Genomic DNA, 19,442 nt, shown 5'->3' with positions numbered 1-19,442 from the left:
CCCCGGGTGGGGCGCTTCGTCATGACGGTCCTGGCCGAACGGCCGGGCTCACGCGCATCGCTCAGAAGCGATGGCGCATGCCGGCCGTGACGGCGATCTGCTTGTTGGTGGACGACGCGGTGCCGAGCCCGTTGATGTTCGCGCCGATCGCCAGGCCGTCCGCATTGACCCGCTGGTATTCGCCCTGCAGGTACAGGTCGGTGCGCTTCGACAGCGCATAGTCGGCCTGCAGGTTGAACTGGTGCCAGCTCGGCGTCTGGCCGTCGAGGCGGCTGTCGGTGTACGTGTACGAGCCAGCGAGCGAGAACGCCGGCGTCAGCGCGTAGCGGCCGTTCACTTCGTAATTGTTGAACCGCGTGCCGCCGATGAGCGGGATGCCGCCCGACACGCCGGACTGCCCGGCGCTGATCCTGGCCGAATCGGTCAGGCGTGTCTGCGTGAACACGAAGCCGGCCGTCGCGGGCCCGAACGCGTAGTTGAGGCCCGCGCCCCAGGTGCGCTGACGGCTGGCCCCGAACGTCCAGTCGCCGGCTACCGCGCCCGGGTCGCTGGCCGCGAGCGCCAGCGCGTTGACGTTGTTGTTCAGCTGCATGTACGCGGCCGCGACGTTGAAGCCCATGTAGCTGTACGACGCGCCGACGCTGTACGCGCGGTTGTTCGAGAAATTGCTGGAATTCGAGAAGCCGTACAGCGCACCGAATTTCAGGCCGCCGTAGTTCGCGCTCTGGTACTTGACCGCGTTGTTGATCCGGAACGAGTTGTTCAGGTTGTCGTTGTCGAACGGGTGCGCGAACTGCGTGCCGCCGTACTGGGTGCCGGTCAGCGACAGCGGGCCGAGGAAATCGACGACGCTGTCGTACTGGCGGCCGAGCGTGAGCGAGCCGTAGCTCTCGTGCGCGAGCCCGACGAACGCCTGGCGGCCGAATTCGCGGCCGTTCTGCTTGAGTGAACCGTTATTGATGCCGAAGCCGTTTTCCAGCGTGAAGATCGCCTTCAGGCCGCCGCCGAGATCCTCGGTGCCGCGCAGGCCCCAGCGGCTGCCGTTGATCGAGCCGCTCGTCTCCTGCCACGCGCTGTGACCACCCTGGTTGTTCGTGTAGGTGATGCCGGCGTCGATCAGGCCGTACAGCGTGACGGCGCTTTGCGCATGGGCGCCGGTGGCGTACGCGCCCGCCAATGCCGCGACGATCAGGGTCTTTTTCATGATCTGTCTCCAAACAGGATGATGTCGATCGAACCTGCTGCGGGCATCGGCGGCGTCGCAGGCTGGCGACGCCGTGCGCATTGGGCGCGGCACCCTCGTCGGATATCCATTTGCAGTGTACGGATCGGTCCGGGCGTAGAAGAAAATTGCTTCCCGCAATACTGTATTTTGAATCCGGCAAGAATCAGCATATGCGCCGAGAGGCCCGGCCATCAAGACTTTGCGGCAATGCAGCACGCGAAAAAAGCAATCAGGACTGCGTATCGGGTGTCGCGGGCGTTGCGCGATCGCGACAGGCGGTCAATGACGGGCGAGAGCACGCCTAGCGTGATTATTGACACATCGGCAATAGAGGTTTGTGCGGGGCATGGATAATGAAAGGATGTTCTCTCGCTATACTGCGATCTCTGCTTTCCGAAGCAGACTTTTTCGTTGACGGAAAAGATCTCCAAACCTTTGTCGGCGCGACTTCCCAGTCGCGCTTTTTTTTTGCCCTGTCGTTCCGATCCCTACTGCGCGTACGAGCGCCGCTTGCGCTTGCGCTTGCCGGTCGGCTGCGTGTCGTCGGCTTCGGCCTGCGGCGGCGTGTACGTCCAGTCTTCCATTACGTAGTGACGGGCGTCCAGCGGTGACGCCAGCAGGTTCTGCCAATGATCGCCGTGCCAGGTCGGGTCGAACTCGGTGTCGCACGGCGCTTCACGGGTCTCGGCCAGCGCGCGGGACTTGCGGCGTACGCGTGCAAGCCGGCTCGCGAAGCGCTTGAATCCGTCCAGCCACATGGCCTTCTCCTTCCATTTCCTTTGCACCAGCATCGCAACGTCCCCCGTTTTCCGCAACCCGGAAAAAACCCGAGGATTTACCGAAGCGATTCGTCCCCGGTATGTTTTTCACGATTTCGATTATTAGTGATCCGATCCCGGTAATATTGACAGGTTGTTGATGCGGATCAATTAATAAAAGGCGATCGTGTATCGATTCCAGCGGCATTAGCGTTTTTTTGATAAAGCAAGCCCTAAAAATTCCCTTGACGCACCCGGATTGTCCAATTTATAAAGTCAGCACTCCGTCCCCGGGCGGAGCGCTGGGGGGAGTGTCGGCGCGCCGTTGCGGGATTTCGGGAAGCGGCTATAACAGTAGCTTTTTTGATCTAAACGAGTGGGGAACGAAGGTATGGATACCGGTATCGTAAAATGGTTTAACGATGCTAAAGGTTTCGGCTTTATTACGTCCGACAATGGCGGCGAAGATTTGTTTGCGCACTTTTCCGAAATCCGGATGGACGGCTTCAAAACGCTGAAGGAAAACCAGCGCGTTTCCTTTGACGTGAAAGTCGGGCCGAAAGGCAAGCAGGCAGCGAATATCCAGGCGGTCTGACGCGCCACGCTTCGCCGATCACGTCCGGCCCCCGCATCGCGGGGGCTTTTTGCTTTCCGGGGCACGAAAATCGGCGGCCGGCGAATCGATTCGGGTTCGGACTGGTCGCGAACGCATCTGCCGGTGCATACTCACGAAAGCATCGTTTCCCCCGTCTTTTCATGTCCGATTCCCGTCTGTCCGATCCCGCCTGCGACCAGCCGCTCGTCTTCGTCGACCTCGAAACCACCGGCGGCTCGTCTGCCGAGCACCGCATCACTGAAATCGGCGTGGTCGAACTCGGTCCGCTCGGCGTATCGACATGGACGACGCTGGTCAATCCGGGACATTCGATTCCGCCGTTCATCCAGCAGCTGACGGGCATTTCCGACGAGATGGTGCGCGACGCGCCGTCGTTTGCGTCGCTCGCGCCCGCGCTGTTCGAGCGGCTCGACGGCAAGCTGTTCGTCGCGCACAACGCGAGCTTCGACCGTGGCTTCCTGCGCGCCGAATTCGAGCGCGCCGGCATCGCGTTCAATCCGGACGTGCTGTGCACGGTGCGCCTGTCGCGCGCGCTGTTTCCGCGCGAGGCGCGGCACGGACTCGATGCGCTGATCGAGCGGCACGGCCTCGTTCCGTCCGCCCGCCACCGGGCACTCGCGGATGCCGATCTGCTTTGGCAGTTCTGGCGGCAATTGCACGAGATCGTGCCGCTCGAGCGTCTGCGCGACCAGATTGCGCGTACGACGCGCCACTTCCGTCTCGCGGGCGGCATGACCGAAGCGTGGCTCGATACCGCGCCGGCCGGATGCGGTGTGTACGCGCTGTTCGGGGAGGACGACCAAGCGCTGTATGTCGGCCGCAGCGTGCGCGTGCGGCAGCGCTTGCGCGCGCTGCTGACCGGCGAGCGGCGCTCGTCGAAGGAAATGCGGATTGCGCAGCAGGTACGGCGGGTCGAGTGGCGGGAGACCGGCAACGAACTGGGCGCGATGCTCGCCGAAGCGCAGTGGATCGCCCGCCTGCGTCCGTCATACAACCGGCGTCCCGCAGCCGATCACGCCCGTGCGGGCAATGCGCCCTGGCCGTTCGACGGTGCGGTCGCTTTCGAAGCGAGCGGCGAGCGCCGCCTGTTTCACGTGATCGACGGCTGGCGCTACCTCGGTACGGCCGAATCGCTCGACGCGGCCGTGCGGCTCGTGGCCGACGGCGCGGACGGCGCGTTCGAACCCCATACCCATCGTCTTCTGCAGACGCATCTCGCACGCGGCCTGCAACTCATTCCGCTCGCGGCACTGACGCCTGCCGACTGAGCAGCGCAGGCCGCGGCGCGCGACGCCGCCGTCAGCCGATCGCGCTGGCGCCGCCTGCGGCGCAAACGTGCGACAGCGCGGTGCCGAGCGCCTGCGTCTGGGTGGAGTCGTAGCGGGTGAGCGTCTTCCAGTTCGCGATGCTGCGTGCGAGCCGCGCCTGGCAGTCGGGTGCGTCGCGCAGCGGTGCGACTTGCGCGAGGCCCGTCAGCATCTTTTGCGTGAGCTGGTCGAGCGCCGGCCGCGTGCTGGTTGCGAGGTCGGGCGGCGTGCCTTCCGGCGGCTGCGTCGCGCGCCACTTTGCAAAGAGCGCGTTCTGCACGTCCTTGCTGGCCGCGATCTGATCCTCGAAAAACGTGCGCGCGAACGCCGGATCCACGCCGGACTGTGCGGCGCGCTTCTCCACCGATGCGAGCAGTGCCGCTTCGCGCGGCCGATCCTCGATCGCCTGGTGGTTTGCCCACTTCCATCGTGCGACGGGTTCGGCAAGCGCGAGCCGCTGCGATGCGAGCGCGACGAGATTGGTGAGCGCCGTGTCGTCGCCGTCCGCGCGCGCGATATGCGGTGACGAAAAAAGGGCGACGCCGAGCGCGGCGACAGCGACGCTGGCACGAATGGCTTGTTTCATCGGAACGATCGGGAGAAGGGAGAGCCGGACAGGCCGGAGGTGGAAAACCAGAAGGATAGACGAAGACAGTCGCGCGGCGGAACGACGCGACAGAAGAATCAGCGGACGCGCTGATCCGGCACCGTCAGGCCGTTGCAGCCGGGGTGCGAAGCGATCTGCGCCGAAAACGCAGCGATGAACCGCACGATATCGATCGACACGTGGCGGTTACAGGACGGAACGTAGGTTCACTTCGGCGAGTACAGCTTGTGCTGCTCGTCGAAGAATGCCCGGACGTGCTCGGGCAATTCGGCGAGGAATTCCACGCCGACGGGTTCCGGATCCGGGCTCATCACTTGCTCGGGCGGGGGCATGCGGGTTGGTCTTTCGTCCATGTTCGTTTCTCCAGCGGGTTCAATGATTATCAACCTCGCGCTTGGATTTATGCCAGTGGCGAATCGTTAGATTTTGTCTCTGTTGTATTAACGGCACATGCGCTGCTGCGCGCCGAGCAATGCCGACTATCACACCCTGCACAATCGGCAACAATCGGGCCGCTTGCTATACTTGCGCGCACTTTTTCCTGGACCGCGATGAAACGAACGACGCGATGGATCGGCCTCGTATGGCTGGCGCTGGTACTGAACGTACTGTCGCCCGTCGTCGGCTACGCGCGTCTCGCATCGAGCGGTTCCGGCGGGCTCACGCTCGAGTTGTGCAGTGCGGCAGGCGCTCGTGAGGTCGTCCTCGCGCAGTCCGGCGACGACCGCGGCGCGGCGTCGTTCGATCATGCCGGCGTGCCGCACTGCGTGTACTGTCCCGGCTTCGCGGCGAACGTCGCGCTCGGCACGAGCCTGCCCGCGTTGCCGGGTTTCGTGCGCGCGTTCGCGTACCGGGCGGCCGCCCCGGCCGTTCCCGATGTTCCCCGCACGGGCATCCGTCTCGCGCAGCCGCGCGGTCCGCCTGAAAACGTCCCGATCTGATTGATATCGTTCGCGCGCCGCGGTGGCGCGCGTGCCGCCCGCGGCCCGGTCCGCGCGCCGTGCCGTCTGCGCGCGGCGCGTTGGCTTGCGTGCGGCGGCGTCCGGTCACGTTTTCAGGAATTCATCCATGTCGTTCACCTTCGCCGCGCGGCCCTCGCGCGGCCGGCTCGCGCTTGCCTGCGCGGCCGCTTTTGCCTGGCCGGCCGCGCAGGCGGCTTCGATCGATGGCGCATCCGCCGCGCCGGTGCCCGCCGGCGCCGGCAACCCGGCCGGCCGTGCCGCACCGGTCGCCGCGCTCGCCTCTGCGGGCGACACGCTGACCGCCGTCAGCGTCACCGCAAGCCGGCAACCCGTCGATCCGGATACGCCGGCCGTCGTCGAGTCGATCACGCGCGAGCAGATCGACGCGCATACCAACGTCACCACCGAGGACGCGCTGAAGTACGCGCCCAACCTGATGGTTCGCAGGCGCTACATCGGCGACCGCAACAGCGTGTTCGCCGGCCGCGACTTCAACGAACTGCAGAGTGCGCGCGGGCTCGTGTACGCCGACGGCCTGCTGCTGTCGAACCTGCTCGGCTCGAGCTATGCGTATCCGCCGCGCTGGTCGCTGATCGCGCCCGACGATATCGCGCGCGTCGACGTGCTGTATGGCCCCTTTTCCGCGCTGTATCCCGGCAATGCGATCGGGTCGACCGTGCTGCTGACGACGCGGCGTCCCGACAAGCTCGAGGCGTCCCTGTCGACGCAGTTCTTCACGCAGCGCTATCACGACGGCTACGGGTTCGCGGACAGCTTCGGTGGCAATCACCAGACCGCTCGGATCGCGAACCGCGTCGGCAAGTTCTGGTTCTCGCTGTCGCTCGACCGGCTGGAGAACGACGGCCAGCCGATGCAATATGCGAGCCCCAACGCCGCCTACAACCCGCGGCTGGGGGCCGCGGTGCCCGTGACGGGCGCGGCCACCGACATCGGCCCCAACGGCAAGCCGCGCACGATCGTCGGTGCGCAGAACATCGAGCGGACCGAGCAGCTCAACGAGACGGTCCGGATGGGCTATGCGTTCACGGACCGCGTCGACGCGACGCTGACGCTCGGGCACTGGGAGAACCATTTCCGGCAGCACGGCGAAACCTTCCTGCGCGACGCGGCCGGCAATCCCGTGTACGGCGGCAACGTGTCGCTCGGCGGCCGGAACGTGACCGTCGCGCCGAGCGCGTTCGCGCCGCAGCGCGGCGACCAGGAGAACTGGCTGTACGCGCTCGGGCTGAACGGCCGGCTCGATTCGGGCTGGCGGCTGTCGGGCGTGGTTTCCGCCTACGACGTGTCGCGCGACGTGCTGCGCGCGGCATCGACCGTGCAGGGCGGGGCGGGCACGCTGTTCCAGGGCGACGGCACGGGCTGGCGCACGCTCGACCTGAAGGCCGAGGCGCCGGAAGTGAAGGGGCACACGCTCACGTTCGGCTATCACTACGACAACTACTTCCTGCGCAACGTCACGTACAACACGGCCGACTGGCTGGCCGGGCCGACCACGTCGCTCGCGAGCGTCTACCGGGGCGACACGCGCACGCAGGCGCTGTTCGCGCAGGACGCGTGGCGTTTCGCGCCCGGCTGGCTCGCGACCCTCGGCCTGCGCTACGAGCGCTGGGGTGCGTACGGCGGCGCGCTCGGCAACGCGAACGGCACGCTCGGCTACGCGGACCGCGGCGCGAATGCGCTGTCGCCGAAAGTCGCGCTGCAATGGGACGCGACGGACGTCTGGCGTTTCCGGCTGTCGTTCGCGACCGGCACCCGCTTCCCGACGGTCGGCGAGCTGTTCCAGGGCACGATCTCGAACAACGCGATCGTCAACAACAACCCGAACCTGCGGCCGGAAAAGGCGATCGACTGGGACTTCACGGCCGAGCGCGACGTGGGCGTCGGCGTCGTGCGCGCGAGCGTGTTCCAGAGCGACCTGCGCGATTCGATCTACAGCCAGACGACGGTGTCGGGCGCGTCGACCGTCACCAACATCTCGAACGTCGATCGCGTGCGCGTGCGCGGCGTCGAGCTCGCGTTCAGCGGCCAGAACGTCGGGCTGCGCGGGCTCGACATCGACGCGAACGTGTCGGCGAGCAACGCGCAGACCCTGGCCGACACCGCGAATCCCGCGTACGTCGGCTCGCGCTTTCCGCGCATCCCGCGCATGCGCGCGAACCTGCTCGCGTCGTACCGCTTCGACGAGCACTGGCTCGCGAGCGTCGGCGTCCGCTACTCGGGCCGCCAGTTCAACACGCTCGACAACAGCGACGTGAATCCGGACGTGTACGGCGGCACGAGCATCTTCACGGTCGTCGACCTGAAGGCGCGTTACCGGTTCGATCGTCACTGGACTGCGTCGGTCGGCATCGACAACCTGACGGACCGCCGCTACTACGTGTTCCATCCGTATCCGGGCCGCACTTTCTTTGGAGAACTGAAATGGTCGCTGTGAAATCGCTCGCGGCAGGCTGCGCGCTGTGGCTCGCGGCGCTGTCGCCTGCCGGCGCGCACGACGCGCCGAAAGCCGCCGATCCGCATGCGGCGCACATGAGCATGCAGGCCGCACCGGCGCAACAGAAGCAGCCGCTCGCGACCGGCGCCGCGTTCGACGCGCGGCACCGGCTGTGGGTCGCATGGGTCGAAGGCGCGCACGTCGTCGTCGCGCACTCGGACGATGCGGGCCGCACGCTGTCCGCGCCCGTGACCGTCAACGCGATGCCCGAGCCGATCTACACGAGCGCGGAGAATCGCCCGAAGATCGCGACGAGCCCGGACGGTCGCGCGGTGTACGTATCGTGGTCGATGCCGCTGGATGCGCCGTACACCGGCATGGTGCGCTTCGTGCGTTCGCTCGACGGCGGCGCGACCTGGAGCGTGCCGGTCACCGTGCATCGCGACCGGCAGGCGATCACGCACCGCTTCGACATGATGGCGGTCGATCCGGCCGGCAACATCGCGATCGCGTGGATCGACAAGCGCGATCTCGTCGCGGCGAAGGCGGCGGGGCAGGCGTACGAAGGGGCGGCCGTCTACTACGCGGTGTCGCGCGACGGCGGTGCGTCGTTCGAGCCCGAGCGCAAGGTGACGGATCACACGTGCGAATGCTGCCGCATCGCGATGGCGATCGATCCGGCCGGGCACATCGAAGCCGTGTGGCGCAACGTGTTCCCGGGGCAGATCCGCGACCATGCGCTCGCGGTGTTGCCCGTTTCGGCATCGGAGTCCGTCGTGCCGGTGCGTGCGACGTTCTCGAACTGGCATGTCGAGGCTTGCCCCGAGCACGGGCCGGCGCTCGCGATCACGCCGGACGGCACGCGCCATCTTGCGTGGTTCGGCGTCGTCGACGGCCGCGCCGACGTGTTCTATTCGCGCATCGGCGCCGATGGCCGGCCGAGCGGCACGCCGTGGGCGTTCGGCGCGAGTCCGGCGGTGCCGGCCGAGCAGGCATCGCATGCGGCACTCGTCGTGCGCGGCGAGGTCGTCTGGCTCGCATGGAAGGCGTTCGACGGCGACACGATGCAGATCAAGCTGCGCCGCTCGGACGATCGCGGCGAGCACTGGTCGGCGCCGCGCGTGATCGCGTCGACGTCGGGCGCGAGCGACAACCCGCAACTGCTCGACGATGCGGGCCGCATCTACCTGTCGTGGCGTACGCGTAACGACGGCTACCGGCTGATTGCCGTGGAGGGGGCGCAATGAAACGGCTGATCGTGTTGATCGGCGCCGTGTTCGCAAGCCTGCCGGGATGGGCTGGCGGACTGCAGCCGCTGCGCGCGGCCGAGGTCGCGAAGGTGTACGCGACGGCGCACGAACGGCCGCTCGCGGTCGAGATCTGGTCGCTCGATTGTGGCTACTGCCGCGAGAACGCCGCGCATCTGGTCGCGTGGCAGCGCCGCCATCCGGACGTGCAGCTCGCGATGGTCTCGATGGACGCGTACGACGACAACGGTGCGGCAATCGCACAGGCGCTCGCGCAAATGAACCTGCCGCCGCAGGTCGCGCAGTATGCGAACGCCGAGCCGATGCCCGAGCGTCTGCGGGCGGCGCTCGATGCGGGATGGCGGGGAGAGATGCCGCGTACCGTGTGGGTTGGCCGCGACGGCGCACGCGATGCGCGCAGCGGCTTGCTGACGACCGACGTGCTCGACGGCTGGTTGCAGCGCGGCAAGCGCCGCTGAAACGGACGGCGGCGGGGATGCCCCGCGCGCCGCTTCGATGCGACAAACGAAAGCGCGCCCGAAGGCGCGCGAGAAGATCGTCAGGCCGCGCGCCTGAACAGCCGGATCACGAACAGCAGGATCACGGCGCCGATGACCGCGACGATCACCGAGCCGATGAAGCCGCTGCCGAGGGTGATGCCGAGCAGCCCGGCCAGCCAGCCGCCGATCACCGCGCCGACGATACCGACGATGATGTCGACGATCAGGCCGAACCCGCCGCCCTTGACGAGCACGCCCGCCAGCCAGCCGGCGATCGCGCCGATGATGAGCCACATAATCAAGCCATGAGTCATGGTGATCCTCTCCTTGTGTTGAGTCGAAATGACCGGACGTCGGCTGTTTCACCGCAAGCTGCATGAAGCGGCATGCGACCCGCCGCGCCGCCCACGCAATGTAACGCGATAGACGGGTCGGAATCGTTAAGTAATGTTATGCACCCTTAACGGGTTTTTCCAGAGGATTCGTCTGTCATTCGAAATGAATCTGTAAGGAGGGGCCGCACGATTGTGCGTCATGCGTCCTGCGTCATCGTCCGTGCGTCGGCGCCGGTGTGCCCGTGCCGGGCAGGCCGTCGCCGGCGTCGGCAATCAGGCGGGTGACGGTTGCCGTATCGCCGATCGCCTCTATCGCCAGCAACGCGAAGCGGGCGAGAAAGAGCGCCGCATCGGTTTCGCCGATGCCGGTCATCGTGCGGCACAGGTCGGTGTAGAGGATGTCGCGTTCGGTATCGGTGATCATGCGTGCTCCTGAATGTTGGCCGACGTGCGCGGGTGCAGCGCGCGTTCGAGTGCGGCGGTCACGTCGGCGGCGCGTGCATCGTGCCAGCGGCCGAGCACGTGTCCGTCCGGACGTACGAGATAGACGGTGCCGTCGCGCGCGCCGTACAGGTCGAACAGCCGGCCGTCGGCATCGTAGCCGCCGCATCCTGGCTGTTGCGGTGCCGCGTGCCGTGCAAGCGTGACCAGCGCGAACGGTATGCCGGCGTCGTGCAGGTTTCGTTCGAGATCGGCGAACGACGGATCGGGCGCACCGTCACGCATGAAGCGGAACGCGGTGAAACGCGGACCGACGAGATCCGTCAGGTGGCCGCGTCGCATGCCTTCGTCGGTGCCGATGTCGCCCGACGCGTGCAGCATCAGCGGACATTCCGCGAGTACCATGCCGGGCGACGGCCCGGCCGAAAACGCATCGCGCTCGTCCGCATTGAGCGGTGACGCCGTGTAGGCGATGGCCGACGTCTGGCGCGGATTGATCAGCGAACGCAACGCCGGATGCCGGACCGCGAGCGTCAGCACGGCCTTGCGCATCAGGTCGAACGCGAACGACGGCGGCGCCATGAACTCGGTGCTCTTGGTGCCGTAGCGCAGGTTCTCGTGCGTCGCGAACACGCGCTCGTCCGAATAGCTGTCGAGCAGCGCGTCCGACGCGAGGCCGCGAATCGCGTACGCGAGTTTCCACGCGACGTTGTCGGCGTCGTCGATGCCCGAGTTCGCGCCACGCACGCCGAAGATCGGCACGAGATGCGCGGCGTCGCCGCAGAACAGCACGCGGCCGTGCCGATAGCGTTCGAGCGTCAGCGCGTTCGCCTTGTAGATCGTGATCCAGATCGGCGACCAGTCGCCGCGCTCGCCCATCATGTCGAGCAGGCTCTGCACGCGCGGGATCACGTTCTCGGGTTTCACGGCCGCTTCGGGATCCTCATCGTCGCGCAGCTGATAGTCGATCCGCCATACGTTGTCCGGCTGCTTGTGGACGAGTACCGTCGAGCCGGGGTTCGACGCCGGGTCGAAGTACGCGAGCCGCTCGGTCGGCCGGTCGCTGTCGAGCGCGATGTCGACGATCACGTAGCGGCCTTCATAGCTTGTGCCCTGCAGCGACAGCCCGAGCGCATCGCGTATCGTGCTGCGCCCGCCGTCGCTTGCGACGACCCAGTCGGCATCGAGTGCATAGCGGCCGAGCGGCGTATCGACGTCGAGGCGCGCGCCGGCCGGGTGCTGCGTGACGCCCGCGACTTTCGTTTGCCAGCGGATCTCGATGAGCTCGGGGCGGCGCAGCGCGGCATCGAGCAGGAACTGCTCGATGTGATACTGCGCGAGGTTCAGCATCGGCGGCAGCTTCTGGTTCTCGTCCTGCGGCATCGTGAAATGCAGCACTTCGTCGTGACGATGGAAGCTGCGTCCGCTGCTCCACGGCAGTCCGACGCGCATGAAGCTGTCGAGCGCGCCGAGCCGCTCGATGATCTCGAGGCTGCGTCGCGAGATGCAGATCGCGCGGCTGCCGTGACAGACCGAATCATCGGCTTCGAGCAGCACGCTGCGGATGCCGTGATTGGCGAGGCCGAGTGCGACAGCGAGGCCCACCGGGCCGCCGCCGACGATCGCGACGCGGTGCCGCTGCGTATCGACGCCCGCGCTGCAGGTCGGCAGGTGCGGGGGATGACGCACGGCGACGAACGGGTAGGGTTTGAATTCGATGCCCATCGTTGGCTTCCAGGTTGCGCTGATCGAACGCGCACGCTCGGCGACGCGATGCGTGCGGCAGGTTGGATGCAGTATGGAAGCCGCGCCGGACACCGCTGTCCCCATTCCGGGTACGGCGAACGGCTGGCGGCGGGCCGGGATTTACCCCGACGCGTTCAGGATCGGCAATCGAAGTTCAGGGTTGCAGGCACAGCGCGAACAGCTGGCGCTGGCTCGAGATGCCGAGGCGCCGGTACGCGCGCTTCTGATAGGTGACGACACTCGAAGCCTTCACGCCGATCGTCTCGCCGATCTCCTGTGCGGTCTGGCCTTCGAGCACGCCGCGCAGCACGTCGAGCTCGCGCTTGGACAGTGTCGGGCATGCGCCGCGCAGCCGCGCGAGCATCTGTAGCGGGATGCCGATCTGCGCCGAGCCCGCGAGCGCATAGTGATGCTGCGCGGCCTGCGCGATCAGCGGTGCGAGCGTTTCGATGGCCGTGATCTCGCGCGGCTGGAACGTGCCGCTGCGGTGCGCGCGATACAGATTGATCGACAGCCAGGTCGAGTCGTTCGGCTGCATCAGCAACGCGAGGCGATCGGAGACGTCGGGGCCACGGTAGCAGGCCGTGCGATACGCGTCGTGGCCGATCTCGTCGCCGGCCTGCTGATGCAGCAGCACGTCGCGGCGCTGCGTGCGGCGACCGGCGGCCGAGACGATTCGCTGGTTGCCGTCGAGCGCATAGAAATGGCGCGCATAGGTGTCGGCAACGTCGCGCAGGTAGCGGCCGCCGCGATGGTCGGCGACCGAGACGGTGCGCGGCCGGTTGCCGAACTCGTACGCGAAGATCGTGCACTGCGTGACGGCCAGCGCATCGTCGAACAGCTTCAGGATTTCTGCGGCGAACGCGTTCGGCTCGCTGCCGCCGATCGCGGCGACGAGACCGGTTGCACGGGACACGTCCAGTTGTCCGCTGAGGTTCGGTCGCTCGAGACGCCAGGTGCGCATGATGCTGGGGAGGGGCGGGTGGTCCGGCGATTGTAATCGGCGGCGTGCGGTGCGGGAGTCGGGGGATGCCCGCAAGCGGAAATGACGGTGAGGGTGGCGCACGACTTCGCGCATCGGAGATCGTGGCTGGAATTGCGGCCGGAAAAGAGAAAAGGCCTGACAAGCGATGCTTGTCAGGCCTTTATATCTTGGTGCCGGAGATAGGAGTCGAACCTACGACCTTCGCATTACGAATGCGCTGCTCTACCAACTGAGCTACACCGGCAGCAGAGAAATGAAATTATATGGTCAAATCCGAGATCTTGGCAATAGGTTTTGCGAAATTTTTTTCAGCTTGCTGCTGCTGCTTCGCGAAACCCTCGATCCGGCGGACTTCCCGCTTTCACTTCACTGCGATGCAGCCTGTCAGGGCCACATCGCGAAGGCGCGATTGTACTGACGTCTCGCACCTCCGTCTAGTGCTGCAGTGCAAATTTATTTGCCTTCGTTGTGATAGCCGGTCACGCGCTCGACTTCGTTCTTCGAACCGAGGAATACCGGCACGCGCTGGTGCAGGCCGGTCGGCTGCACTTCCATGATGCGCTGCGTGCCCGTCGTCGCGGCGCCGCCCGCCTGTTCGACGATGAACGACATCGGGTTCGCTTCGTACATCAGGCGCAGCTTGCCCGGACGATCGGGCGTGCGCTTGTCGGCCGGGTACATGAAGATGCCGCCGCGGTTCAGGATCCGGTGCACGTCGGCCACCATCGACGCGATCCAGCGCATGTTGAAGTTGTCGCCACGCGGGCCTTCCTTGCCGGCGTTCAGTTCGTTGACGTAGCGCTGGACCGGTTCGTACCAGTGGCGTGCGTTCGATGCGTTGATCGCGTATTCGCGCGTATCGGCCGGGATCTGCATGTTGCTTTGCGTGAGCACCCACGAGCCGACTTCGCGGTCGAGCGTGAAGCAGTTCACGCCGTTGCCGGTCGTCAGTACGAACACGGTTTGCGGGCCGTACACCGCGTAGCCGGCCGCGACCTGCTCCGTGCCCGGCTGCAGGAACGATTCCTCGGTGGCCTGTTTGCCGTCCGGGCAGCGCAGTACCGAGAAGATCGTGCCGATCGACACGTTCACGTCGATGTTCGACGAGCCGTCGAGCGGATCGAACACGAGCAGGTATTCGCCGCGCGGGTAGTTCGCGGGGATCGGGAAGAACGTTTCCATTTCCTCCGATGCCATCGCGGCGAGGTTGCCGCCCCATTCGTTCGCGTCGAGCAGGATCTCGTTCGACAGGATGTCGAGCTTCTTCTGCACTTCGCCCTGGACGTTCTCGCTGCCGGCGGTGCCGAGCGCCTCGCCGAGCGCGCCCTTCGACACGTTGTAGCTGATCGCCTTGCACGCGCGGGCGACGACTTCGATCAGCAGGCGGAGGTCGGCGGGGAGGTTGTTGGTCTCACGCTGCTGCTCGATCAGGAACTTGGACAGCGTGGTGCGGCGGGCAATGGACATGACAGACTCCGAGAGGCCAAAGAATCCTTGAATTGCCGCAATTTTACCCGGCGCGCCTCCCGAGCCGCCGCCTTTTTTCGTCCGGTTACATGGTCGGTCGGCCGGTCCGGCCGGGTTCCGGCGTGCCCGGAGCGGCGGATCGGCCCGGCAGCGGCGGTAAAACCGGGGGGCCGAACGCATGGTCCGGCTCCCGTTCCGCCAACCTTCAGACGACAAAAAAGCCGGCGCCGCAACGGGGCGGCACCGGCTTCGTCGCGCTGGCGCGCGCGGCGAGTCGCGTGCGTGACGTTACGCGAGCGCCTTCTCGACGATCTCGCGCACGTCGCGCGATTTGGCACCGGCCGCGACCTGCTCGAGCGCTTCGCGCATCCGGTCGCGCAGCGCCGGCGTAAAGCGGCGCCACAGTTCGAGCGAGCGGGCGAGGCGCGCGGCGACCTGCGGGTTGATCGCGTCGAGCGCGAGCACCTGTTCGGCCCAGAACGCGTAGCCCGAGCCGTCCGCCGCGTGGAATTGCGCCGGGTTCGCCGCGCAGAAGCTGAAGATCAGCGCGCGCGCGCGGTTCGGGTTCTTCAGGTTGAACGCGGGGTGGGCCATCAGCGTGCGGACCTTCGCGAGCGTCGGCTGGGCCGGCGTGCCGCGCTGCGCGGCCTGCATCGCGAACCACTTGTCGATCACGAGCGCTTCCTTTTCGAAGCGGCGGTAGAAGTCGTCGAGCGCGCGCGCGGCCGCGTCGTTCGCACCGGCCGCCGCGGCGGACAGCAGTGCGCCGAGCGCGGCGGCGCGATCGGTCATGTTGTTCGCCGCGTCGTACTGCGCGGTCGCGATGCGCACGGCGTCGGCCGGATCCTCGAGTTCGGCGAGATACGCGAGCGCGAGGTTCTTCAGCGCGCGGCGGCCGGAGGCTTCAGGCGTCGGCTCGTACGCGCCCGGCGTCTGGTGCTGCTCGTACGCGGCGAGCCACTCGGCGCGCAGCGCGGTCGCGAGCTGGCGGCGCACGAATTGGCGGGCGCGATGCACGGCGGCCGGATCGGCTTCCGCCATCTGGTCGGCCAGATAGGTTTCCGACGGCAGCGTCAGTGCGAGCTCGCGGAACGCGGGCGACAGGTTTTCATCGGTCAGCACGCGGCGGAACGCGGCGACGAAATTCGCGCCGAGCGTGAGCGGTTCGTTCGCGGCGGCGCGCGCGGCGAGCGTCAGCAGCGCGCGTGTCGCGAGGCGCTGGCCGGCTTCCCAGCGGTTGAACGGGTCGCTGTCGTGCGCGAGCAGGAACGCGAGGTCGTCGTCGCCGTAGTCGTATTCGACGATCACCGGCGCGGAGAAATTGCGCAGCAGCGACGGCAGCGGTTCCTGCGGCACGTCGACGAACGTGAAGGTCTGCTCGGTGTCGGTGAAGTCGAGCACGCGCGTCGTGCCCGATGCGGCGGCTTCGCCGTCGAGGCGCAACGGCAGGTCGCGGCCGTCGCGGCCGATCAGGCCGATCGCGAACGGAATCAGCAGAGGCCCCTGCTGCGTCTCGCGCGCGGCCGGCGACGCGTCGCCGTAGCCCTGCGCGAGCGTGACCGTGTAGCGGCGCGCAGCCGCGTCGTACGCGGTGCGCACCGACACGCGCGGCGTGCCGGCCTGGCTGTACCAGCGTTCGAATTGCGCGAGGTCGCGCCCGTTCGCGTCGGCCATCGCGTGACGGAAGTCGTCGCACGTCACCGCTTGACCGTCGTGGCGCTGGAAGTACAGGTCCATCCCCTTGCGGAAGCCGTCGCGGCCGAACAGCGTCTGGTACATCCGCACGACTTCCGAGCCTTTCTCGTAGACGGTCATCGTGTAGAAGTTGTTGATCTCGACGTAGCTTTCCGGACGCACCGGATGCGCCATCGGGCCCGCATCCTCGGCGAACTGCAGCTGGCGCAGCACGCGCACGTCCTCGATGCGCTTGACCGCGCGGGCCGCCGACTCGACGTCGTCGCCCGCGGCCATGTCGGCCGAGAACTCCTGGTCGCGGAACACGGTCAGCCCTTCCTTCAGGCTCAGCTGGAACCAGTCGCGGCAGGTCACGCGATTGCCGGTCCAGTTGTGGAAGTACTCGTGGCCGACCACCGATTCGATGTTCGCGAAGTCGGTGTCGGTCGCGGTCTCGGGGTTCGCCAGCACGTACTTCGTGTTGAAGATGTTGAGCCCCTTGTTCTCCATCGCGCCCATGTTGAAGTCGCCGACCGCGACGATCATGAAGCGGTCGAGATCGAGCTCGAGGCCGAAGCGCTTTTCATCCCAGCGGATCGAATGGATCAGCGAATCCATCGCGTGACGGGTCTTGTCGAGATCGGTCGGTTCGACCCACACCTGCAGCAGCTTTTCCTTGCCGGAGCCGGACGTGATCTTCTCCTCGATCGCGACGAGCTTGCCCGCGACCAGCGCGAACAGGTAGCTCGGCTTGCGGAACGGGTCCTCCCATTTCGCGAAGTGGCGGCCGTCGGCCAGTTCGCCCGAGTCGACGAGATTGCCGTTCGACAGCAGCACCGGGTACGCGGTCTTGTCGGCGCGCAGCGTGACGGTGTACGACGCCATCACGTCGGGGCGGTCGAGGAAGTAGGTGATGCGGCGAAAGCCTTCGGCCTCGCACTGCGTGAAGAAGTTGCCGCTCGATACGTACAGGCCGGACAGCGTCGTGTTCTGATCGGGCGCGCACGCGCTGTCGAGCGTAAGCTCGAACGCATCGGGCACGTTTTCGACGGTCAGCCCGTGGTCGTGCGCGCGCACCGGACCATACGGCGCGCCGTCGAGCCGTGCGCCGAGGAATTCGAGCGCTTCGCCCATCAGCTCCAGATGCGGGGTGGGCGCCGCGTCCGGATTGCGGCGCACGCGCATCGTGTTCCTGACGATCGTGCGGGCCGGCGCGAGATCGAATTCGAGTGCGACGGAATCGATGAGGAAGGCCGGCGGCGTGTAGTCGGCGCGGCGGATCACGGTGGAGGAGGCGTTGTCGGACATGGTCGTCGAGATCGGTGGAGTGGGGATCGGGCCCGCAGCGCGGGCCGGCTGAACCGGGCCATTGTACAAAGGCTTGCGGCCGCGTGCCGTGCGAACTTTTTACCGGTTCCGGCAGTCCGCGTATTATCGGCATCCCGTGCGGTTCGCGCGGTGCGACGAACGGGTGACGGATCGACGAGGATCGACATGAAACACGAATGGATTCAACGCGGTGCGGGCTGGGCGGCGGCCCTGTGCGTGGCGCTGCTGACGGGCTGCACCAGCTACGTGACGACCCAGGTCACGGCCTTCTCCGACTGGAGCGGCAGCGACGCGACGCGCACTTACGCCTTCACGCGCACCGACGCGCAGAAGCACAGCATCGAGCAGTCGACCTACGAGCCGATCGTCGCGAACGAACTGTCCGCGTATGCGTTCCGCCAGGTGCCGGCCGCGCAGGCACGCTATCTGGTCGGGCTGGCCTACGGGGTCGGCAGCGATCTGGTGACGGTGCCGCAGCCGGTCTACTACGACCCGTGGTTCATGGGGCCGGGGCCGTACTGGCGGGGCGGGCCGTGGGGCCCGTGGGGGCCCTGGGGGCCGATGCCGGCCGGCTACGTCGCGCAGACCTACCAGGTGTTCGACTACACGCTCGGGATCCGGATCACCGAGCGCGCGACCGGCAAGGAGGTCTATAACGTGACCGCGCGCACCACGGGCGACAACGGCGCGCTGCTGTATGCGATGCCGTTTCTCGCGCGCAGCGCGCTCGCCGATTTCCCGTTGTCGAACGGGGCGATCCGCACGGTGCGGCTGCCGGTCGACAAGCGCGGCGGGCCGGCCGCGCCGGCCGCCAACGAGCGCGCGGTGCCGGCGGCGCCGGCATCGGGTGCGGCGGTCGCGAAGTGACGCGGTATCGACACCGGCGCGGTCGCCCGGCCGCGCCACTTGCCTGCGTGCGTCAGACGCCGACGCCCAGCAGTGCCAGCGCCCCCAGCACGACGAACAGCACGGCCGCGATGCCGTGCACCAGCTTGGTCGGCAGGCGGTGCGCGAAACGGTCGCCCAGCAGGATCGCGGGCACGTTCGCCAGCATCATCCCGAAGGTCGTGCCGGCCACCACGCCGATGTAATCCTGGAAGCGCGCGGCGAGCGCGACGGTCGCGATCTGCGTCTTGTCGCCCATTTCCGCGAGGAAGAACGCGACGAGCGTCGCGCCGAACACGCCGAGCCGCGAGCGGTTCGCATTGGCTTCGTCCGCATCGAGCTTGTCCGGCACGAGGATCCACAAGCCCATCGCGATGAACGAGAACGCGAGCGCCCAGCGCATGATCGACGGCGTGACGAGAATGCCGAGCCATTCGCCGAGCGCACCGGCGAAGCCGTGGTTCACGACCGTCGCAACCAGCACGCCGAGTATGATCGGCACGGGCTTGCGATAGCGCGCGGCCAGCACGAGGGACAGCAGTTGGGTCTTGTCGCCGATTTCAGCGAGGGCGACGGCGCCGGTGGAGATCAGGAAGGCTTGGGACACGTATGGGGTTCCACGGGCCGATGTTGTGCGTGCGAGCGACGATCCGCCGCGCGCCGGGCCCTGATGCGGCGCGCAGTGAACCATCGGTCTCGCCAGGCCTTGGTGGCTGCGTCCGCCATGGCCGAACGGCCAAGTCTGTTGACGGACGCCTCCGTCACGATGCGCGCCGGGGGCGCGGGACATCGAGCGGAGCGGCTACTCCCCAATGAGCGGCGAATTCTAGCACGGCGCGTGCCGCACGCGGTGAATTCGACGGCTCCGGCATGCGCCGCAGCGCATGCCGGAGCAGGGTGGGG

General features: G+C 67.0%; 18 protein-coding genes, 1 tRNA gene and 1 riboswitch. Of the genes, 7 read left to right on the top strand and 12 right to left on the bottom strand.

The genetic code is table 11. The annotated features are described in order from the left end of the window. Window positions 1-61: 61 nt before the first annotated feature. Window positions 62-1,204 (bottom strand): porin, encoded by a 1,143-nt coding sequence (locus DIE17_RS24830; RefSeq protein WP_044848536.1) that lies wholly within the window; start codon window positions 1,202-1,204, stop codon window positions 62-64. A 509-nt stretch (window positions 1,205-1,713) separates the two neighbouring features. Continuing rightward, window positions 1,714-1,983, bottom strand: coding sequence for a hypothetical protein (locus tag DIE17_RS24825; protein ID WP_044848537.1), 270 nt, complete (start codon window positions 1,981-1,983; stop codon window positions 1,714-1,716). 391 nt (window positions 1,984-2,374) lie between these two features. Here DIE17_RS24825 and DIE17_RS24820 point away from each other — a divergent pair, with 391 nt between their 5' ends. Continuing rightward, complete coding sequence (locus DIE17_RS24820; protein WP_006476615.1) at window positions 2,375-2,578, top strand: cold-shock protein; 204 nt, start codon at window positions 2,375-2,377, stop codon at window positions 2,576-2,578. 161 nt (window positions 2,579-2,739) lie between these two features. Beyond that, the gene (locus DIE17_RS24815; RefSeq protein ID WP_124521670.1) at window positions 2,740-3,867 is read left to right on the top strand and encodes an exonuclease domain-containing protein; all 1,128 of its coding nucleotides are present in this window, start codon (window positions 2,740-2,742) and stop codon (window positions 3,865-3,867) included. Between the two features lie 31 nt (window positions 3,868-3,898). Here DIE17_RS24815 and DIE17_RS24810 read toward each other — a convergent pair whose 3' ends face one another. Beyond that, on the bottom strand, window positions 3,899-4,492 hold the full coding sequence (locus DIE17_RS24810) for a chorismate mutase (RefSeq protein ID WP_124521672.1): 594 nt from the start codon (window positions 4,490-4,492) through the stop codon (window positions 3,899-3,901). 227 nt (window positions 4,493-4,719) lie between these two features. Then, complete coding sequence (locus DIE17_RS37540; protein ID WP_009690993.1) at window positions 4,720-4,866, bottom strand: hypothetical protein; 147 nt, start codon at window positions 4,864-4,866, stop codon at window positions 4,720-4,722. Between the two features lie 198 nt (window positions 4,867-5,064). Here DIE17_RS37540 and DIE17_RS24805 point away from each other — a divergent pair, with 198 nt between their 5' ends. The 4 genes from DIE17_RS24805 (at window position 5,065) to DIE17_RS24790 (ending at window position 9,656) form a co-directional block, all read left to right on the top strand. Continuing rightward, window positions 5,065-5,454, top strand: a complete 390-nt coding sequence (locus DIE17_RS24805; RefSeq protein WP_044848540.1) for a DUF2946 domain-containing protein — start codon at window positions 5,065-5,067, stop codon at window positions 5,452-5,454. 127 nt (window positions 5,455-5,581) lie between these two features. Next, window positions 5,582-7,930 carry a TonB-dependent receptor gene (locus DIE17_RS24800; protein ID WP_124521674.1) on the top strand — a complete coding sequence of 783 codons (2,349 nt, stop codon included), beginning with the start codon at window positions 5,582-5,584 and terminating at the stop codon, window positions 7,928-7,930. Beyond that, entirely contained in the window at window positions 7,918-9,177 is a 1,260-nt protein-coding gene (locus DIE17_RS24795; RefSeq protein ID WP_124521676.1) for a sialidase family protein, read from the top strand. The genes DIE17_RS24800 and DIE17_RS24795 overlap by 13 nt, the downstream gene beginning before the upstream one ends. After that, complete coding sequence (locus tag DIE17_RS24790) at window positions 9,174-9,656, top strand: TlpA family protein disulfide reductase (protein WP_124521678.1); 483 nt, start codon at window positions 9,174-9,176, stop codon at window positions 9,654-9,656. The genes DIE17_RS24795 and DIE17_RS24790 overlap by 4 nt, the downstream gene beginning before the upstream one ends. Before the next feature lie 80 nt (window positions 9,657-9,736). Here the strand turns inward: DIE17_RS24790 and DIE17_RS24785 are convergent, their stop codons facing one another. The 7 genes from DIE17_RS24785 to pepN all read right to left on the bottom strand — a co-directional run bounded on the left by DIE17_RS24785 (window position 9,737) and on the right by pepN (window position 17,633). Beyond that, window positions 9,737-9,991: a GlsB/YeaQ/YmgE family stress response membrane protein gene (locus DIE17_RS24785; protein ID WP_044848544.1), complete on the bottom strand. Its 255-nt coding sequence runs from the start codon at window positions 9,989-9,991 to the stop codon at window positions 9,737-9,739. Between the two features lie 232 nt (window positions 9,992-10,223). Next, window positions 10,224-10,436: a hypothetical protein gene (locus DIE17_RS24780; protein WP_124521680.1), complete on the bottom strand. Its 213-nt coding sequence runs from the start codon at window positions 10,434-10,436 to the stop codon at window positions 10,224-10,226. Continuing rightward, window positions 10,433-12,178, bottom strand: coding sequence for an FAD-dependent oxidoreductase (locus DIE17_RS24775; RefSeq protein ID WP_124521682.1), 1,746 nt, complete (start codon window positions 12,176-12,178; stop codon window positions 10,433-10,435). Before DIE17_RS24775 ends, DIE17_RS24780 begins: the two co-directional genes overlap by 4 nt. A gap of 175 nt (window positions 12,179-12,353) precedes the next feature. Further along, on the bottom strand, window positions 12,354-13,163 hold the full coding sequence (locus DIE17_RS24770; protein WP_124487805.1) for a LuxR C-terminal-related transcriptional regulator: 810 nt from the start codon (window positions 13,161-13,163) through the stop codon (window positions 12,354-12,356). A gap of 189 nt (window positions 13,164-13,352) precedes the next feature. Beyond that, window positions 13,353-13,428, bottom strand: a tRNA-Thr gene (locus DIE17_RS24765). Window positions 13,429-13,637: 209 nt separating this feature from the next. Beyond that, window positions 13,638-14,651: a class 1 fructose-bisphosphatase gene (locus tag DIE17_RS24760; protein ID WP_124487806.1), complete on the bottom strand. Its 1,014-nt coding sequence runs from the start codon at window positions 14,649-14,651 to the stop codon at window positions 13,638-13,640. Window positions 14,652-14,939: 288 nt separating this feature from the next. Further along, on the bottom strand, window positions 14,940-17,633 hold the full coding sequence (gene pepN / locus DIE17_RS24755; RefSeq protein WP_124487807.1) for an aminopeptidase N: 2,694 nt from the start codon (window positions 17,631-17,633) through the stop codon (window positions 14,940-14,942). 186 nt (window positions 17,634-17,819) lie between these two features. Here pepN and DIE17_RS24750 point away from each other — a divergent pair, with 186 nt between their 5' ends. Continuing rightward, window positions 17,820-18,521: a DUF4136 domain-containing protein gene (locus DIE17_RS24750; protein ID WP_124487808.1), complete on the top strand. Its 702-nt coding sequence runs from the start codon at window positions 17,820-17,822 to the stop codon at window positions 18,519-18,521. Window positions 18,522-18,573: 52 nt separating this feature from the next. Here the strand turns inward: DIE17_RS24750 and DIE17_RS24745 are convergent, their stop codons facing one another. Further along, window positions 18,574-19,146, bottom strand: coding sequence for a TMEM165/GDT1 family protein (locus DIE17_RS24745; RefSeq protein ID WP_044848551.1), 573 nt, complete (start codon window positions 19,144-19,146; stop codon window positions 18,574-18,576). A 78-nt stretch (window positions 19,147-19,224) separates the two neighbouring features. After that, a riboswitch (yybP-ykoY riboswitch) is annotated at window positions 19,225-19,362 on the bottom strand. Between the last annotated feature and the right edge of the window lie 80 nt (window positions 19,363-19,442).

Source organism: Burkholderia sp. Bp9099, assembly GCF_003857805.1.
Lineage (GTDB): Bacteria > Pseudomonadota > Gammaproteobacteria > Burkholderiales > Burkholderiaceae > Burkholderia.
This window is presented reverse-complemented; position numbering and strand designations above follow the sequence as displayed.

What these genes read in the sequence shown, in the direction of transcription:
- DIE17_RS24790 (WP_124521678.1), top strand. Translation starts at nt 9,174, where the DNA reads ATGAAACGGCTGATCGTGTTGATCGGCGCCGTGTTCGCAAGCCTGCCG.
- DIE17_RS24805 (WP_044848540.1), top strand. Translation starts at nt 5,065, where the DNA reads ATGAAACGAACGACGCGATGGATCGGCCTCGTATGGCTGGCGCTGGTA.
- DIE17_RS24775 (WP_124521682.1), bottom strand. Translation starts at nt 12,178, where the DNA reads ATGGGCATCGAATTCAAACCCTACCCGTTCGTCGCCGTGCGTCATCCC.
- DIE17_RS24825 (WP_044848537.1), bottom strand. Translation starts at nt 1,983, where the DNA reads ATGTGGCTGGACGGATTCAAGCGCTTCGCGAGCCGGCTTGCACGCGTA.
- DIE17_RS24780 (WP_124521680.1), bottom strand. Translation starts at nt 10,436, where the DNA reads ATGATCACCGATACCGAACGCGACATCCTCTACACCGACCTGTGCCGC.
- DIE17_RS24800 (WP_124521674.1), top strand. Translation starts at nt 5,582, where the DNA reads ATGTCGTTCACCTTCGCCGCGCGGCCCTCGCGCGGCCGGCTCGCGCTT.
- DIE17_RS24830 (WP_044848536.1), bottom strand. Translation starts at nt 1,204, where the DNA reads ATGAAAAAGACCCTGATCGTCGCGGCATTGGCGGGCGCGTACGCCACC.
- DIE17_RS24770 (WP_124487805.1), bottom strand. Translation starts at nt 13,163, where the DNA reads ATGCGCACCTGGCGTCTCGAGCGACCGAACCTCAGCGGACAACTGGAC.
- DIE17_RS37540 (WP_009690993.1), bottom strand. Translation starts at nt 4,866, where the DNA reads ATGGACGAAAGACCAACCCGCATGCCCCCGCCCGAGCAAGTGATGAGC.
- DIE17_RS24820 (WP_006476615.1), top strand. Translation starts at nt 2,375, where the DNA reads ATGGATACCGGTATCGTAAAATGGTTTAACGATGCTAAAGGTTTCGGC.
- DIE17_RS24810 (WP_124521672.1), bottom strand. Translation starts at nt 4,492, where the DNA reads ATGAAACAAGCCATTCGTGCCAGCGTCGCTGTCGCCGCGCTCGGCGTC.
- DIE17_RS24815 (WP_124521670.1), top strand. Translation starts at nt 2,740, where the DNA reads ATGTCCGATTCCCGTCTGTCCGATCCCGCCTGCGACCAGCCGCTCGTC.
- DIE17_RS24785 (WP_044848544.1), bottom strand. Translation starts at nt 9,991, where the DNA reads ATGACTCATGGCTTGATTATGTGGCTCATCATCGGCGCGATCGCCGGC.
- DIE17_RS24795 (WP_124521676.1), top strand. Translation starts at nt 7,918, where the DNA reads ATGGTCGCTGTGAAATCGCTCGCGGCAGGCTGCGCGCTGTGGCTCGCG.
- pepN (WP_124487807.1), bottom strand. Translation starts at nt 17,633, where the DNA reads ATGTCCGACAACGCCTCCTCCACCGTGATCCGCCGCGCCGACTACACG.
- DIE17_RS24760 (WP_124487806.1), bottom strand. Translation starts at nt 14,651, where the DNA reads ATGTCCATTGCCCGCCGCACCACGCTGTCCAAGTTCCTGATCGAGCAG.
- DIE17_RS24750 (WP_124487808.1), top strand. Translation starts at nt 17,820, where the DNA reads ATGAAACACGAATGGATTCAACGCGGTGCGGGCTGGGCGGCGGCCCTG.